Source organism: Aliivibrio sp. S4MY1 (assembly GCF_028765545.1).
In the GTDB taxonomy this organism is placed as follows: domain Bacteria; phylum Pseudomonadota; class Gammaproteobacteria; order Enterobacterales; family Vibrionaceae; genus Aliivibrio.
This window is the reverse complement of record NZ_JARACP010000012.1, coordinates 31,565-49,035: the sequence shown is the minus strand read 5'-3', so window position 1 is coordinate 49,035 and position 17,471 is coordinate 31,565. Positions and strand designations below refer to the sequence as shown.

17 protein-coding genes are annotated in these 17,471 nt (G+C 32.6%); 14 read left to right on the top strand and 3 right to left on the bottom strand.

Annotation, left to right across the window (positions count from 1 at the left end):
• Nucleotides 1-63: 63 nt before the first annotated feature.
• Entirely contained in the window at nucleotides 64-1,143 is a 1,080-nt protein-coding gene (locus PVK71_RS14315; RefSeq protein ID WP_130043356.1) for a hypothetical protein, read from the bottom strand.
• A 40-nt stretch (nucleotides 1,144-1,183) separates the two neighbouring features.
• The gene (locus PVK71_RS14310) at nucleotides 1,184-1,792 is read right to left on the bottom strand and encodes a hypothetical protein (protein WP_130043357.1); all 609 of its coding nucleotides are present in this window, start codon (nucleotides 1,790-1,792) and stop codon (nucleotides 1,184-1,186) included.
• 558 nt (nucleotides 1,793-2,350) lie between these two features.
• Between PVK71_RS14310 and PVK71_RS14305 the strand changes: the two genes are divergently transcribed.
• The 3 genes from PVK71_RS14305 to PVK71_RS14295 all read left to right on the top strand — a co-directional run bounded on the left by PVK71_RS14305 (nucleotide 2,351) and on the right by PVK71_RS14295 (nucleotide 8,295).
• Nucleotides 2,351-5,434 (top strand): hypothetical protein, encoded by a 3,084-nt coding sequence (locus PVK71_RS14305; protein ID WP_130043358.1) that lies wholly within the window; start codon nucleotides 2,351-2,353, stop codon nucleotides 5,432-5,434.
• 149 nt (nucleotides 5,435-5,583) lie between these two features.
• Nucleotides 5,584-7,662 carry a hypothetical protein gene (locus PVK71_RS14300; RefSeq protein WP_130043359.1) on the top strand — a complete coding sequence of 693 codons (2,079 nt, stop codon included), beginning with the start codon at nucleotides 5,584-5,586 and terminating at the stop codon, nucleotides 7,660-7,662.
• A 102-nt stretch (nucleotides 7,663-7,764) separates the two neighbouring features.
• Nucleotides 7,765-8,295, top strand: coding sequence for a hypothetical protein (locus PVK71_RS14295; protein WP_130043360.1), 531 nt, complete (start codon nucleotides 7,765-7,767; stop codon nucleotides 8,293-8,295).
• 104 nt (nucleotides 8,296-8,399) lie between these two features.
• Here the strand turns inward: PVK71_RS14295 and PVK71_RS14290 are convergent, their stop codons facing one another.
• Complete coding sequence (locus tag PVK71_RS14290; RefSeq protein ID WP_130043361.1) at nucleotides 8,400-9,047, bottom strand: hypothetical protein; 648 nt, start codon at nucleotides 9,045-9,047, stop codon at nucleotides 8,400-8,402.
• An 824-nt stretch (nucleotides 9,048-9,871) separates the two neighbouring features.
• Between PVK71_RS14290 and PVK71_RS14285 the strand changes: the two genes are divergently transcribed.
• From PVK71_RS14285 to PVK71_RS14235, 11 genes are all read left to right on the top strand, one after another.
• Nucleotides 9,872-10,660, top strand: coding sequence for a hypothetical protein (locus tag PVK71_RS14285; RefSeq protein ID WP_130071954.1), 789 nt, complete (start codon nucleotides 9,872-9,874; stop codon nucleotides 10,658-10,660).
• A gap of 65 nt (nucleotides 10,661-10,725) precedes the next feature.
• The gene (locus PVK71_RS14280) at nucleotides 10,726-11,445 is read left to right on the top strand and encodes a hypothetical protein (protein WP_130043363.1); all 720 of its coding nucleotides are present in this window, start codon (nucleotides 10,726-10,728) and stop codon (nucleotides 11,443-11,445) included.
• A gap of 130 nt (nucleotides 11,446-11,575) precedes the next feature.
• Entirely contained in the window at nucleotides 11,576-11,890 is a 315-nt protein-coding gene (locus tag PVK71_RS14275; protein ID WP_130043364.1) for a hypothetical protein, read from the top strand.
• Nucleotide 11,891: 1 nt separating this feature from the next.
• On the top strand, nucleotides 11,892-12,227 hold the full coding sequence (locus PVK71_RS14270; protein WP_130043365.1) for a hypothetical protein: 336 nt from the start codon (nucleotides 11,892-11,894) through the stop codon (nucleotides 12,225-12,227).
• A 112-nt stretch (nucleotides 12,228-12,339) separates the two neighbouring features.
• Nucleotides 12,340-12,744 carry a LexA family protein gene (locus tag PVK71_RS14265; protein ID WP_130043366.1) on the top strand — a complete coding sequence of 135 codons (405 nt, stop codon included), beginning with the start codon at nucleotides 12,340-12,342 and terminating at the stop codon, nucleotides 12,742-12,744.
• A 2-nt stretch (nucleotides 12,745-12,746) separates the two neighbouring features.
• Nucleotides 12,747-14,006 (top strand): Y-family DNA polymerase, encoded by a 1,260-nt coding sequence (locus PVK71_RS14260; protein WP_130043367.1) that lies wholly within the window; start codon nucleotides 12,747-12,749, stop codon nucleotides 14,004-14,006.
• A 229-nt stretch (nucleotides 14,007-14,235) separates the two neighbouring features.
• Nucleotides 14,236-14,694 (top strand): hypothetical protein, encoded by a 459-nt coding sequence (locus PVK71_RS14255; protein WP_130043368.1) that lies wholly within the window; start codon nucleotides 14,236-14,238, stop codon nucleotides 14,692-14,694.
• A 261-nt stretch (nucleotides 14,695-14,955) separates the two neighbouring features.
• On the top strand, nucleotides 14,956-15,414 hold the full coding sequence (locus tag PVK71_RS14250; RefSeq protein ID WP_130043369.1) for a hypothetical protein: 459 nt from the start codon (nucleotides 14,956-14,958) through the stop codon (nucleotides 15,412-15,414).
• Between the two features lie 264 nt (nucleotides 15,415-15,678).
• On the top strand, nucleotides 15,679-16,134 hold the full coding sequence (locus PVK71_RS14245; RefSeq protein WP_130043370.1) for a hypothetical protein: 456 nt from the start codon (nucleotides 15,679-15,681) through the stop codon (nucleotides 16,132-16,134).
• 4 nt (nucleotides 16,135-16,138) lie between these two features.
• A complete protein-coding gene (locus tag PVK71_RS14240) occupies nucleotides 16,139-16,615 on the top strand; it encodes a hypothetical protein (protein WP_130043371.1) in 477 nt (158 codons plus the stop codon).
• Nucleotides 16,616-16,625: 10 nt separating this feature from the next.
• Nucleotides 16,626-17,462 (top strand): hypothetical protein, encoded by an 837-nt coding sequence (locus tag PVK71_RS14235; protein ID WP_130043372.1) that lies wholly within the window; start codon nucleotides 16,626-16,628, stop codon nucleotides 17,460-17,462.
• The last annotated feature ends 9 nt before the right edge of the window (nucleotides 17,463-17,471 follow it).

Sequence of the window (17,471 nt, the reverse complement as noted above, 5' to 3'; positions counted from 1 at the left end):
TCTTGAACGTTAAAGCATAACAATAGTTAAAATAAAAACTTTAGTCAAATCAAAAAGATAGACTTACCAACCATTTTTAGACAGCCAGATTTCATCAACGTTTACATAAGTAAGATTAACTATTTCGATAGTATTTTTATGTAGATGTTCCAGCAACTTAGTTCTTGCGTGAACACATCTTGCAGGATCATCACCATTCTTTTTTACATACTCATTTACTTGCGTTAAAGCTGTATTGATTTTGTCTGTGTAGACCTTAATTTCGTCGATCAGATTGTTATTTTTATCATCAGCTACAAGTTCTTGAATCTTGATTGATGATAGTAGCTTAATGACTATCTCATATCGTGTTAATGAGTCTTGCTGTGTCGCTGTTTCGTTTTTCAAAAATGCTGATACATCGAAGCTGTTCAAAGCGTAAAGCTCTGACAGTTTTGACAGGATTAAGATAGTATCTTCATCTACCATTTCAGCCGTTGTTTTGTTCTTTGCAAGATAGTTTGACAACTGCGTAAATCTCTCACTCATCTTTGAATTGTGTAGAGCTTTTTCATCACTGATTTTTATCTGCTCTATACGCTCGTTTAACTGCTTCACTGACTTGATTGAAGTGGTAGCAGTCTTGGTTGATTTAAGACGTTTTAAGTTGTTAACAGAAGCGATAATTTGAGTGTAATACTCGTCATCTTCTGCAAGAGGTTGAGCTTTAAATTTTGGCTTTGAAAAATCGTCAATGATAGAGAAACAAGTCTCTAAAAAATAAAACAACATCTCTGTAAAACTACCATCATTATAAAGACATAAATACTCTGATTTGAAGTCGATGTTTTCGAGAAAAGTTTTAGCTTGATCTAAGTTCAATCCCTCATACGACTTACTGATCATTTGAGGTAGAACAACACCACTTTGAAGCTGCTTTACGTGTGCTGTGATTTGTTGTTTGTTAGGTTGAAAAGTTTTAGCAAAACCTTTCTGTTTTTCTTCACTTTCAGTAGTTGAAAGTTTTGTCAAAGGCTTATGTTTGATAAGCGAATCAAACAGCTCAACCTTGCTTAAAAGCTTCTTTGAATCGTGAGCAAATTCACTTCTCAATTTTAAAATTAGGTTCTCCATTTCTGTGTTTGATTTATATGACCAGTTCATTGTATTTCTCTCCATTTTTTAAAGCGAGTTTGTAGCTCGCTTATGCTTGTTCCTTCTGTGATTTTTTAGTTGTGATTTTCTTTTTATTTTGCTGTGAAATGAACTGCTTCAAATTCATTTTTACAAGAGATTCGAAAAGAGTTATTGCTGTTTCATTTGATAACTCTTCCAGTTCAATTTTCTGAGTTAAAAGTGATAGAGCTTCACTCTTCAAAGTTTGTAATTTTTGATCTGTTTGTGAAGTATCAGTAAGGCGTTGAGCTTTGCTTTTGGCTCTGTTCAAAAACTCTAAAACTTGTTCTCTGTTTTCAAAGTGTTTGATTGATTTAGACGCTCTGTATTCTTTTAACACATTCTTAATGAAATCAGATTTGTCATTGACAATTAGTTCAATGACATAGACCTGTGAAGCTGTGTTTTGTTGGTCTTGAATCATAGCGTTAAGATTTGGTTGTAGAATCTTTTCAAGCTGTTCAACTTCTTTCAGAAACTTAGAAGAATCTTTTGATTTTTCTAATGATGATTTTAGTTCTTTACACTCTCTTGAATGTTTGTTGATAGATTCATTCAGTAGTTGTTTTGGCGACTTCTCTTTTTTCATTTCTGTGTTGTCGTTTGTAATGATTTTTTCTTGTTCATTGTTGTGCATTGTATGAGTCCTCTCTTTAATAATTTATGCTCTCATTTATATTTATTATCATCTTAAAAAGATTCGTCAAACACATCATCAAACGACTGACAAGGAGTACATTTAGCTTTCAGTAAATGTTTTGGTTTTCTTTATCATTACCAATTTTGGTAATGTAATGAATACCTTTCGTCTTGCTAAAAGATAATATTCCCTTATCTAAGGTATTTCGTTTTTTCATTACAAAGTTCATTACCTAACGTGGTAATGAGATTTTGGAAGTGATCTAAAAGTCGTTTTTTGATTGAAAAAGTATCTGATAATTTTTTAAAAAAACTTACAGAAAAGTATAAAAATATTTTGACGATTTACTGAGATATCATTAACTCAATTTTCTTCGGTAAAACTACAAGTCGATTAAAATTATAAAGTAGTTAATAGAATAACTCTGTGTTGCTTGTGTCTTTGCAACTTCGAGACAGGCTCTTGTTGCTTTTTCTGTAAAAGAATTATGCAAATAATAATATTGACTTTCTTTGTTTTTATGGATTAATAAAATCATAAAAGGAGAGAAATTTTATGGAGAAACAATTATTAAAAATTAAACAAATGTTGTTAATCATTTTTGCAATGACACTATCAATAAATGTTTACGCAAATGATGAAACAAACTGTTTATCACCAGAAGCTTTTGCAAAGCAGATAGGTGATGTAGATGGAGGTAAGTTTTTAAAGCCGTGTGATGAACAATTGATCGGTTATGATCATCGCTTCATCAGTTGGAGCAAGACAACACTTACTCAAAGTGATGTTGAAAGTCAGAGGGAGTTTTTAACTAAGAAAGGTTTGAAAGTTGATGAGGTAAAACCACATCTAACAGAACAACTTTTCCTGTGGGGATTTACAGCTATTGAACTCAGTGTTTTTGTCGTTTTGCTTTTATCTGTTTTAGCATTTTCATCAATAGCCGTTTTAAGTCAAAACAACAAAAATAAAACAGCTTTTACATCAGCTATGGTTTCGATTTGTTTTGCATTAGTTTTACTAACTGCTGCTTCATCTTCAAGTATAAGAGTAAGAGCAGTTTACTACCCAACAGCATTAGTGAATAAGTTTCTAATCGATCAGCACGAAGTTGAGTATCTGAATAGTCTTAACGATAATTTTTTAAGCACTTTGACAAGTTCCACTGCTACATCAACAAACAAGAAATTGAGTAAAGCTTTTCATCAGCAAATGCTTGAAAGAAAAGTATTCGAAAATTGGGTCTACAAAAATCAATTTGGATCACGAAATCGCTACGATAATAATGCGTGGACAGAAGTCGGAAAGATAAAACCAAGTGGCCAACAAGCCCTTGATATTTCGTCTGAATGTTTATCAACGAATCAAGCTGTGATGGATTACAACACAGAGATCAATCTAACAGGGATTTTTGAGTTAGATGTTTCAACGCAATTGCCAGAAGCAATGGCAATTAGATCAGGAGGCACTACGGCTAACTATGAGTGTGAAAAAGAATACTTTGGTAAAAAGCACGACACTCTATCTATTCGAGCAGATTTTGCAAACATACTGACAAGATTTTTTGAGCAAAAATTTCAGTCTGATATGAGTGAGAGCACAAGCCTTACTACTGACTTTAAATCAATGTTCAACGCAAGCTTGGGTGATGCTCAAAAGATATTTGAGAAGGTGTCAGAGAACGGTTCAAATGCCAACCTTCAAGCAGAAGGTTTATTGATGCAAAGCTATGCTGCGGTTAAGTCGTCTAACGAGTCGAGAACGAACATTCAGCAAACAGCTCAATATGAGAAAGTCGTTAAACAAATTGAGGGATTGTTAGGAGATGAAATTCTATTCAAAGACGCTGATTTCTCTGTTGCCGAAGCTCTTACTTCAATGCGTAATGCAGGAGAAGCTTTTAAGTTTAGTTTTTTAGGTGGTTACTGCCACGATGAAGATGAAACAACTGGTGAGTGTATCTCAGGCTATCAGGCTATTGAAAGTTGGATTGGCGACACCGCAACACTGTTCTTGAATCAACAATCAGCGTTGAAAACTTCTGATCACGAATATGCATTGATGATTCAACACGCTACTACATTTAATCAGTTTGATTTAAGTAAACCAAACTCAAAGTATTCAACAATAACAAATGCATTTCATTTAGATGATTTTGAGTTAAAAAATGTAATCGGAAAACACTCCGTCTTAACAGCAAAAGCTGACAATTCAAAAGCAGAAGAAATGAGGCTTGATGTAATTGATAGAGAGTTAGCCTTTGAATTCTTGTTAAACGCAATTGATGAAGCTGTATATCGTAAAGCAGCACAAAATCATTCTGCATTTGTTGAAGATCTTGTAAGTGAAATTATGAACGACATTAGACCAACAATTCATTCAGTCTTATCTTTTGATCAAAAGATGATTGAAGTGAACAAAGAGATGAGTCAGATACTAAATGCTTATCAAGACATTTACAGTATTGAACAAAAGACTTGGGATGTGTCAAAACCTCAGACTTACTTCCCTTATGAGCTAATGATTGAAGACTTGGACGAAAGCAACATTAAGCTTTTTAATCAGTCGCACAACTTGAAATACTATGACGCTTCATACTTACTTGATGAGATCCCTGTTGCAGAGAGAACGCAAACACAAAGTGATGAATCGACACTTGATGATCTGATTGGTGCAATTGGTATAAGTGAAAAACTAAAAGAATCACTAATGTTTGGTCAATGTCCTTTACGAACTACTGACAACCGTTGTGATATGAACTTGATACAACAAGTGAATCAGAACAAAGATCCTGCTACGACTTGGACTGTCATATTTGGTTCATTTGGATTAGGTCTTGAAGCTTTTCAAACTATCAAAAGTGGTGCTTCGAGTATATTAAGCGTTGGGAAAGGTGGCGGAATTATAGGAGATGCAATAGCTCTGTTAAGTGGTGCTGTAAACGCTGGTTTAGATACAATGATAGATGCGCTTCAAGGACCGATAGGTTTTGCTTTTGCAGTGATGTTGATTATCACTATTGCTCTATATGCAATAAGCTACATTGGTTTGCTACTTGGTATCAAGTATCTGATTTACCCTATAAAAGAAGTGTTTGTTAGGCTCTTAATACTGATATGGACATTCGTTGTAGAAGTGATTAGCAACATTGTTAAATTGTGTGCTGGCGAAAATGCAGGGTTTGATAAAACAACAACAGCGTTAAAAGACTTGTTCTTTGTGTTTGCATTTTTCCCGATTGAGATAGTCTATATCACGACAATTTTAACAAGCTCTTCAATTGGTGGTGCGATACACGAATTGGTTTTTGCTACTGCAAGTGATGATTTAATGAGTCAAGCTTTCCACGGATTCTTATTCGTTTGTATTTTGATAGGTGTTGTTGTTTATGCAGTCTCTTCGATAGACCACATTAGAAACACTGGTAGAACGGCTTTGAACCTTAGAAGCACACCTGATGATAATGATCTGAATTTTGCAACGGCTTACTTAGGTGCGCAATCATTTAGCAACGTGAAAAATGGTTTGGGTAGTTTCTCAAAGAGTATAACCAGAAGGTTTAATAAAGAAGAAGTGCAAGGACAAAAACCTAAAACTTCAACTAAATCAAAGAATACAGAAAAAACAATAGAAAAATAATTTCAAAAGCAATCTCAATGAGGTTGCTTTTTTTTGCTGTTATAAAAGCTTTTACTTCATAGCTGAATCTTATTGAGTCTCGTTTTATTGAATTATGCTTTTTTTATGATAATCGTATTAGTAAGAAACAATTATAAAAAGGCTTAAAAATGAAAAGAATAATATTAATGATTATGTTGCTTTTTGCCAGTCAACTGAGCTTTGCAACAAACAGTAAGATTGATGATTGTCCTACCTTGTCAGGGTATGGAAGCACAATGATGAATCAATTTGAAGAAGTAAGTAAATGTATAGATGAGCAGCGTCAAAACAATAACGCTGATAAAACTAAAAATGCTTATGAAAATTTAACTGATACAACGATTAGAGAAATTGATCCGCTTTGGTCATACGCATCAAAATTATCAATCATAATGATAATCTTCACCTTCTTCATATCAATATTAAAGTATTTCGGGAAGATTGAGCTAAAAACCAAAGCTGATATGAGTCTGAATATCGCTACTGGTGTTTTTCTTGGGATCTTCGCTGTGTCGCCTCATAGAGTATCTTTGCTTAATACGTTTATGATTGACCAGATCCAAAATCCAGCTCTTGAAGCGTTTACTGTTGCAAACAAGATTCAGCAATTATCGAGTAGTGATACAAGAGAAGTGCTTGATTACAACATCATACCAATCAATGAAAAGGCTCAAATCGTCAGCTACTCCATCTTAGAAAATGAGCTATGCGCAGCGGAATACGAGCAAAACGAGATGATTCAACACGACTTTAATGACCAAAATACCTGGGCTAATAGTGATGTGTCTGAGTGTCTTGAAGAACAGAAAAAAATCGGCGAAAAGGTTGGTTTCATGGAAGCTGGCGGTCGTTCTCCGCTTAACTACGCTGTGAAAATGTGTAGTCAAAAAGTAAGGGGTGAGATTTACGACTGTGGATCTATCAGGAACTACTCTAATAGTTCAATAAACAGCGTCTTTGATGAATTTGCAGTGAAATACATTGAACTGGCTAAACAATATCAGGGCATCATCTGTAATCAAGAATCTCAAACAAAAACAAGCTATGAGCAAGCCAAGCATCTATGTAGAACGTGGGACTCTGAGAGCTTTATTTTGAAGAGTTCTAATCTTGATGTAGCGAAAGCAAATGAATCAGTGATTTTGCTTACAGCAGCGTTAACAGAGGCTTTAAAAGAGTCAATCGGGTATGAGATCAGCAAAGATTTAAAAACTGATATAGATACGTTTAGCTTTTATAGTCAAATCAAGGGGATTTTAAGCGCACCATTCGATGAAACTGAGGTGATTGAGGCAACAAGCAAAGCATTGTCTGGTATAGAGGTTCAAGAGCCATTCATAATCAATCAAGCGTTTGGTAATGAGACTGATAGACAGCAAGAGACTGTATCAACACGCATTGAATCAGTTGAAGACTTCTACGCTTACATCATTAAAGAGGTTGATTCAGTCTATGCCAGTGATGAGATAAACAGTGTCATAACTAACGAGTTTATGGACGCTATTCGAGATCCGAAACGCTTTATTGGCACTTACGAAAAGAAAGGCTTTACGGTTGATGAAGTTCCTTTAAAGAGTGTTCAAGAAAATGCGATTCCACTTGCAACAATTAGTCTGGGTTTGAATTTTACTGGCAAGGCGTTGGTTAACTCAAAAAATGCTTCTCTTAAAGTTGCTGGTAAGAAAGCTCAAAAGCTTGGTTCGTTAGTGCAGAACGTGTTGATTTTAAGCTTTTGTGTGTCGCTTGTGCTTTTTGCTTACATTGTTGGGAACGTCTTTCAAAAAACGTTTTTAGTGTTGATTGACGTTGTAGTTAAGCTGACTACTAACTTGATTGGTAAGAAGAGTTTCATAGCTGTAATTCTGGCTATTGCAGAAGCGTTTTTGAGTGTGTCGAGGTTCGTGTTTGGTGTGTTTCTATCGATCTTAGCGTCAACATTTTTAAGCTCTTTGCTTTTCGTGTTGATGAATGAAGCAAATCTACTGGTTGTGGGAACTGATTCAATATCATTGGATATTATATCACCAATAATTTTTTGGACTGTTTACGTGCTATCGACAATGATTATCTTTCTTTTCTGTTTTAGAAATGTGTTTGAAGTGTTAGAGCAGCAAACAACATTTAATGGTTCAATCTTTAAAGCTGAATCGAAAGGCTTAGAACAAAACACAAGAAAAGTTGCTGGTATAGCAAATGTGATAAAATAATTTTTTAAAAGAAAGTGCTTTAAACACTTTCTTTTTTTGTCTGTGATTTGATTATTATTCTTTTATTGGTATAACAATATTTATACAGTAAGGAGAATAATTATGATTAAAAAAATATTAACACTAACAACAGTTTTAGTTTCAACATCAAGTTTTGCTATGACTTGTGAACAAATTGAATTTAACAAAGAAAAATACGGAGTGTCTGAACTGAATGGTTTAACACTTGTAGCAAAAGACGACCTTGATCGAAGCGTCATAGAAAATATGAGTTTTGCAGTTGGAGCTAATTCAACAGTATCGTTAAACAGTGCAAAAGCGTTCACTATGTATAACTATAAAGAAAATGGTGGGGTAATGAGCTTTGAGACTGAGGTTAAAAAAGATGGGGTTGGTAGATACAAGAATAAGCTTAATGCTTTTAAGTTCGTCATTGAGCGTATAAAACCATACACATACGATATAACAGTGCTTAAACCACGTTATGAGGGCGGTTTAAGAGATAAAACAGTTGTTTGGGATACTCCATCAACCAAGTTCGTGCAAGGTGCTGATATTGCTACTGCGGTAAGGTATGCAGCGATAGAAGATTCAATCGAGTATCGCAATAACTTCAAATGTGTAAGTGAATAATAAAGTGAGGGATTTTTGCAAAGCTGTTTAATCTATGCACTTTTGCAAAAATTGGAAATGTGCATAAATCCAATAAAAAGAGAGAGTTAAAAAATCTCTTTCTTTTATTTCTTTCTATTTAGTAAACTCGACACAAATGACTTTGCTTCTGGTTTATCGTCCAGTTCATCAAAATCTACGTCTAAATCGTCAAGATCATCATCAAGTTCTAAGTCATCGTCCAAATCATCATCGTCTAATAAATCAAGTTCAACATCTTCAAGTTCAGAAGCACTAAAACCATCAATATCTTCATCTAACTCATCAAAGTCTAAATCAAGATCATCAAATCCATTTTTATTTGATTTCGGGGTTGATTGTATAGAATTTCTGTCAATAATTTTTATCAGTAAGTCTTTTGAATCTTGGTCTTCACATAAGTCTAAAAATACTTCAAACAGATCTTCAATTGTATCGATTAACTTTTCAGCGTTAACAAGTTTATCTTTTACTGATGATAGTTCTTTGCTATGTTTGTCTCTTATCTCTGTTATTTCATCTGATAATTTATTTCTATCATATTGAAAACAATCTTTTAAACCTTGTTGCAATGATAATTCTTTGTATAGTTGTTTTATCTGCTCATCTTTATCAGCATTTTGCTTTAAAATGATTTTTCTCATTTCAGCTTCTTCTTTGTAGATAAAATCAGCAAAAGACCTTTGCTCTAATAACTCAATCAAATCTTGCTTTAATAGTTTTGAATAATCCATATGTTCTTTCTCCTTAATTATACTATTGAACATATAGACAGTGATCCACATTTTAGAGAAAATGCAAATTGAAAAAGCATATCGAAAAACCACAAGTGGTTTTTTATTCTGGTGAAATGAATTGACAAGACAATCAGTTGTTAACCATAAACAACCTCTGAATATTTTACTTACAGAAAAAGGAGCAAAGCGACAAATAACTTTCTTTTAAAAATCGTAAACTTGGCAAAGTTTACTTATTATATTAAATATAGTTATAAATTTAATTATCTTAATTAGCGATCACGACTTGCCTGAGCTAAAACGATCACGCCTTGCCTTTTTTTGAGTTTTGTAGATTATTGAAATTAGTATTTTAATACTGATTTAAAAGAATGGAATAAAGAAAAGAAAAATAATTGTGTATTTATTGGATTTCTTAGCGATTTATTGAATAAAATTGCTGATCTGATATTGACTTAAAATAAAGAAATGATACAACTTTTATTAAGACGAAAAAAAAGCACCTTGGAGAAGGCACTCAATTAACATATCTAAGTCTGCGAAACTTATAGATATTGTAAAAAATCTAATCGATTTGTCAATAGAAACTCCATAAATAATTAAAAATTATTTTAATGCTTTTAACTAAGAGTCTTAAAATTTAATTATTATGGAGTATTTTTATGTCAATCAACAATTCTTATCAAAGCAAGTTCAAATCAAACTTTTTCTCTATTACAAGAGAACATTTACTAAACAAAGAAGTTAAATCAAGATTCATTAACTCTTCATTATCTGAATCACAAGTTAAGTTCAGAAACTATCTATTTTCACGAACTCAAATGCAGTTTAACAAACAAAGCACGTTCTTTGTGTCTTTAAATACGAGAAAATCAGTGAGCTGTGATTACCCTTTTACAGACAGTTTTTCAATAAAATCAATAGTTAAAGACTGGAATGATGAGTATTTCACACTATCTTACGAATATGATTACAGAACAGAACGCCAAGCGATTAAAGTTCAAGTAAATGCTGTTTATTACAGTGATTTTGCTAATGCTAACTTACGTGTGAATCTGACTGAACTAAACACAAAATCAATGTCAGTTTTCGCAAGAGAGTTAAAGCACAAGTTCATAAGTGCTGATAAAGAGAATTTCGTTTATCTGAACGATTTTGCTAATGAAGCTGGCAAGTTCTCTACTACTACAATCGAATGCAAAAAGGTTAGACACCAGACGTTTAAAGCAGCTTGCAAAAAGGCGTTAAAAGCTTGTTCTACTGTTGATTCAAGCACTATCAGATGGTGCAAAAACACTTTCAGATTCTTTTATGAACTTACAGAAGTGACAATGCTTGATAAAGCAGCAAGAGCAGCGAAAAGAGTAGTTAAAACTGCTGTTAATGTTCTTGATTCATTAGCAGAAAAAGCAAGTAAATTAGCTGATAAAGCCTCAACCAAAGCGATTAAAGAACAGTTGAGTAAGGTTTTTACAGCGACAAAACCGAAGCAGTATGCTTCAAACACACAATCAAAAGTTAAGAATAATGTTGTTAAAACTAAAACAACAAGCGAAGCTGTGTCTGATGTAGATGATTTTGATTGTTTCATTGATAACTTTTCGTTCTAAACTTGATAAAAGCATCGAATTGATTTAATTTTGCATAGTAAATTATTTATAAGGTGATAATAGCTATGGCGATGAATGCAATCGATAAAAAGATTAGTGTGGTTAAACTTATCTTTAAAGTAGAAAAGTTTGATGATAAAAATGAAACTCATAATGAACTAACAAGTTTTGGAGAAGGTGAAAATAAAAAGGTTTTCTCTAATCTTGATCAATTCAAAGAAGCATACTCGTTTAAAGCTCTACAACAACTTCAAGAGAGTCTTACAACTTACATTGAAGCTAACATTGAAGCAGAAGAAAAACGTAAGGCTGAGGAAGCTGAAAAAGCTCGTCTTGCGGAAGAAGAAGCAAAAGCTAAGTATGAAGAGAAGTTTAAGCTGTTTAAAGAAGTTGCAAAACTTGAACTCCCAGCAGATAAGCAAGATGATGAATCGATTGAAGCAAAAGCAAAAGAATTGCTTGCTGCACTTTCACAACCTCAATCTGTTGAAAAGTCTGAGTCTAAAACAGTTAATGAAAAAACCGCAAAGCCAGTTTATAAGTTTTACACTATTGGCGGTACTGTTGAACGTACTAAATCAAATCCAGATCAAGCCTTTAAAGCTGCACTAACAGCAATGGCTCTATCATCAAAAGAACAATGGCAACTTCTTCACGAAGATTCTATTGAAGCATTTATCGATGATGAGTCTCCAAAGCCACAAGTAAGTAAAAAGCTAATTCAGTCTTACAGAGACTTTTTTGCTGCTCGAAATGTCGAAGAATTACTTGCTAAACTAAAATAAAAATTAGTTTAAATTCTATTGTTTAAGCCACTTTTCATAGTGGCTTTTTTTATATCTGTAATCGTATATTGAAATATTCTTTTTTTATGATAACTGTGTAGTTATAGACATAAAAAAGGAGAAGCAATTTATGATAAGACAATCACTTTTAATCGCAACAATGTTAATCAGCACTAATGCTTTCGCTGATAAGTATAATTTCACTATTTCAGAATATTTTTCAGCAGATAAAACAACACTTACTACTACTCAAAAATTAATGAAAAAGCGAGGTATTTGGTATTTAGAACGTAAAGTTTATTCAAAAGATCGTAGAGGTCGCAAATCTCCAACAAAAATCTTTTACGAGTGTTTAAATGGTTTCCCTTACGATCCTTATAAAGTGAACTCGTGGCAGCATACAGATAAGAATCTTAGTGGTTGTCCTGATAAAATTGGGAAGTGATATGAATATTTTTAACTGTCTTTTAAAGACCATTATTACAGCAGTTTTAGTGTCATCTTGTAGCGCTTTTGCTATCGAATACGACACAACTTTTTATACTCGAAATGAAAAAGGTGTAGTTGTTGCGAAAGTAGTTCAAACGATTCATTTTAAAGACAAGATTTGGTATTTGAAACAAGTGTTTGATTATGTTGAATCTAATAGAAAAACAATATCTTATCAATGCTTCAATGGCTATCCATACTCACCTTATATTAACAAAAACAAATCTTGGACTGGCACTGATTCGAAATTAACAGGTTGCAAGCGAGTTAGACAAGAATTACTAAAAAAATAGAAGCTGATAGCTTCTGTTTTTGTTTATAGACTGAGCACTTGAATTTTACCCTCTTGATCGATCTGCTGTCTTAAGTCATACTAACTGTATATATATACAGCTTAGTTGTCTTATGAAAGTTATTCCTGTTCCTGCAAGTGCGGGTATCACAGGGTTTGAAAGCCCTGCTGCTGAGTATAATCAGCTTGATCTATCTCTTGATCAGCTTCTTGTCGAACGACCGTCTTCAACGTTCCTTGGGTTTGCAAATGGGGATAGTATGACTGAACTTGGCATTTTTGATGGTGATTTGCTGATTGTTGACCGATTTCCAATAGCTAAACATAACGATGTAATCGTAGCTAATCTAAATGGTGAATTTATCTGTAAAGTGCTTGATATGCACAAACGTCAGCTTCTATCTGCTAACTCAAAATACAGCTCTGTTACTATCAATGACCACGACACATTTACGATTGAGGGGGTTGTTGTTGCATCTATTCGTATGTTCCGTAAAAGCTATCTGTTGAGTGCTTGAACGTGTTTGCATTAGTTGATGCTAATTCTTTCTATTGCAGTGCTGAACAAGTGTTTAGACCTGATTTGCGTGGTAAACCTATCGTTGTTTTATCAAATAATGATGGTTGTATCGTAGCAGCGAACCGCCAAGCAAAAGAGCTTGGCATTCCAAAATTTTCTCCTTACTTCAAAATTCAAGCTGAATGTGAGTTTAAAGGTGTCTATGCATTCTCATCAAATTACGAACTGTATAGCGATCTAAGCTCCAAAATGATGAATGTAATTGGACGTTTTGCGCCAGAGCAATTTATCTACTCTATCGATGAGTCATTTTTGTCGTTTGAACGAACATCATCAGCAATACCGTGTTTGATAGAACACGGTCAGACACTTCGTAAAGCCGTTTGGAAAGAGTGCCGTTTGCCTGTATGCGTTGGGCTTGGTACTACTCTTACACTGGCAAAGTTAGCTAATCATCTTGCAAAGAAAAATGGTGATTTGAATGGTGTTTGCTTACTTGAAGATAAATACACTATCGAACAACTGTTGAAAAGTGTTGATGTTGGAGATGTTTGGGGTATCGGTAAACGTTTGTCAAATCGTATGCAGTTCATGGGTATCAATACAGCTTATGATCTAATGAAACGTCCTCCTGCGCTTTTGCGTAAAGATTTTAACGTTGAAGTTGAACGGACTTGCAGAGAGTTGAATGGTGAAATTTGTAAGAAGTGGGACTTTGTTAAAGCAGATAAGCAGCAAATCTTTTCGACACGTTCTGTTGGTGAAAGAATCACTGATATTGATAGTTTACGACAAGCGTTGGTTAAACACGCTTGTATTGCTTCTCGTAAAGCCAGAGAGCAACATTCACTTACACGAGTGATGATGTGCTTTGCTTCTTCTTCTCCGTTTGATGATAACCCTGCAAGCTTCAAAATCACTCATCGTTTTGCTTACCCTACGTCTGACATTACACAATTATCAAAAGTCGCTGGCGATGCTGTAAATCAGCTTTTTAGAGATGGTGTGCGTTATTACAAGATAGGCGTAGGTCTTCTCGATCTTTCGGATGGTAGACACGAACAATTTGACCTGCTGAATGAAAAGCCAACTAATGACAAGCTAAACACTGTCTTTGATTTTCTGAATAAAAAATATGGTACAGATTCAGTTTTTATAGCTGGACAAGGTATCAATCAAAAGTGGTCTATGAAACGACAACTTTTATCAAAGCAATACACAACAAAATGGTCAGACTTACCTAAGATTTCTTGTCGATAGCACTTTTGCAAGTTTTGCAAATGTGCTTAATTTTCTATTATTCCTTTCAATTATCTTATCAAATCAACATTTTTAAAAATTATTTTCATTGAAATAATCCCTTAAAATGCGCCTTTCTTTATTTTGATTAAAAAAACTTTTGCAATTGCTCTTGAACTTTTATTTTTTAATGATAAAACAATTGTAGAAACAACAAAAATTTAAACAAAATAATTAAGGAAATAAGATAATGAAACACAAACTATTAAACACGAAACAAACTATCGAATACATTACAAGTAGAGAAATCGAGTTCAAATCATTTATGCATGAGCAAGATTTAGAAAAGATGCTTTTTCAAATGATAAATGAAGAATATACAACTTCGTCAGTTATAAAGAAAAATACAGTGAAAGGTGGTTCTTTGGAACTAATTAATGAATTATTTGTTAATGAAAACTCAAATTTTAGATTTTGTGTTGATTTGAATTTACTTTCAGAAGATAAATACCCGATAGTTAATGATGGCTATTTAAAAGGTGATTATTTAATTACTCTAAGAGATATAGCTAATGGTATGGCTTCTTCAAAATCTTCAAAGTATTTTTGTAAAAATTATACAGAAGAATTTCAAGATGCTCTTATCGATAAGATGTCAAACATTATTAATAAGATTTGTTATTATCAAATTCACTTTGTAGAAGAGTAAAAAGAAGCGAGAGCTTCTTTTTTTACTTTAAATCAACCAATAAGCAATTTTGTAAGTTTTGCAAATGTGCTTAATCTTCTATTATTCCTTTCAATTATCTTATCAAATCAACATTTTTAAAAATTATTTTCATTGAAATAACCCCTTAAAATGCGCCTTTCTTTATTTTGATTAAAAAAACTTTTGCAATTGCTCTTGAACTTTTATTTTTTAATGATAAAACAATATTAGAAACAACAAAATAATTAAGGAAATAAGATAATGAAACACAAACTATTAAACACGAAACAAACTATCGAATACATTACAAGTAGAGAAATCGAGTTCAAATCATTTATGCATGAGCAAGATTTGGAAAAGATGATTTTTCAAATGATAAATGAAGAATATTCAACTTCGTCAGTTATAAAGAAAAATACTGTGAAAGGTGGTTCTTTGGAACTAATTAATGAGTTATTTGTTAATGAAAACTCAAATTTTAGATTTTGTGTTGATTTGAATTTACTTTCAGAAGATAAATACCCTATAGTTAATGATGGCTATTTAAAAGGTGATTATTTAATTACTCTAAGAGATATAGCTAATGGTATAGCTTCTTCAAAATCTTCAAAGTATTTTTGTAAAAATTATACAGAAGAATTTCAAGATGCTCTTATCGATAAGATGTCAAACATTATTAATAAGATTTGTTATTATCAAATTCACTTTGTAGAAGAGTAAAAAGAAGCGAGAGCTTCTTTTTTTACTTTAAATCAACCAATAAGCAATTTTGTAAGTTTTGCAAATGTGCTTAATCTTCTATTATTCCTTTCAATTATCTTATCAAATCAACATTTTTAAAAATTATTTTCATTGAAATAATCCCTTAAAATGCGCCTTTCTTTATTTTGATTAAAAAAACTTTTGCAACTGCTCTTGAACTTTTATTTTTTAATGATAAAACATAATTAGAAACAAAAACAATTAATTAAAAAAGGGTAAACAATGAAACATATTTCATCAAACACACAACAAACAATTGAATACATTTCAAGTAAAGATATCGAATTTAAGTCATTTGTTCACGAACATCATATAGAGAAACTAATTGAGGCAATGATACAAGAAAAATACATACCTTCATCAGTGATAAAAGACAATGCTGTTAAAGGTGGTTCGTTAGAATTGTTCAATGAATTATTTATCAATGAAAATTCAAACAATAGATTTTGTGTTGATTTAAAACTACTTGCTGATAACAAGTATCCAATCGTTAATTCAAGACTAAAAGGAGATCATTTAATACCTGTAAGAGATGTGGTTAGCGGCAAAGGTTTTATCCCAACATCAGAGTTTTACAGCGAAAACTATGCAAGAGAATTTCAAGGGGAGCTTATGACTAACATAACAAACTTGACCAACAAGCTTAGAGATTATCAGATTCATTTTGTGGTGGAGTAATTGAATGAAAGATATGACAAGGAGAATGATAGATGCTGTTGAGTTCGTAGAAGCACACTCAACACTTATCAAAGTCAAAGATAGTGAGCTTAGATACGTTTCTAAGCTACTGATTGAACATAGCTTAGTTATTCGTGTTGCTGATGATAGAAACGTCTACATTGCAAAAAATCACTATAAACTAATCTATGATTCAATTGCCGAAATGCCAGAGTTTCAAGAACTGGTTGAGAATGACTTGCAGAATCAAATCAGAAATGAAGTGGTTGCTTGGAAAAAGGGAAAGCGAATTAGGTTTGATACACGTTTAGCTGATACCAAACTGATGAAGTTCTCTAAGATTCTGCGTAAACAGAAAGGCACGTTGAAGAAGGTATACATAAAAATAGATGGTGAGCTTAAAGAATCGGTGTTGATTGACAAAAGGCTTGCAGATCATCTACAAGAAATATTTAAAGAAAAATTACAATACAAAAATTAAGGAAAAGGTAATGATAGAAACAAGATATTTAGATTTTGAAGGTTTAAAAACAACAAATGAAGTGGCATATGAATTCGCTGAATTTTATGACTTAACTACTTACGATAATGAATTTTTAGACACAGATAATGATGAAGATGTTGAAGATTTTCTACGTCTTTATGATTACAAATTTAACTCATATATTAGAAGTAGCCCCATCAATAAAATAGAGGTTGATATTGATGAGAATGGATTTGGAAAAAGATTATCTCTTAGTCAATTCAAATCTAATTTACTTGAAGTAGATGAAGACAAGGAAGGTACATTCATTTTTAATGCAATTCAATCTGATTTAATTAAAGTTATGGACATTGAAGTAAACAATGATGATTACGATTGTAAAAATTACCAAATCGTCATATTTTATGAAGATGATAAATTCTCATACTACATTTTTGACTCAAATGAGTCGGATTTAATTAGTTATGAACTAAATTCGATTAATGAAGTTGAGCAAACTATAAAGAATCACTTCGAAAGTGAAGATTTAGATTTAAATATTACATTAGGTCTTGAAGAAGTTCAGATTAAAGATTCGTTAGAACTTGATATGTTAAAAATGAGTTTTATTGATCAAGGATTCCCAAAAAACCATTTCTTAAAAACTACTGGTAAATATGGTTCTGATTTTTTCACATCCAAATGTGAGGAGGTTTATCCATCAACACTGTCATTAGATGAAGTTGATGTAGACTTATTAACTTTACTAAAACGTGATAGTGAAGCATATCAAAAGAAAGATAAAGCAATTGATTTAAAGCAAGATGAAAAGAAAACTAATAGAAGTCGCAATCGACCACGTTAATGAAGAGAG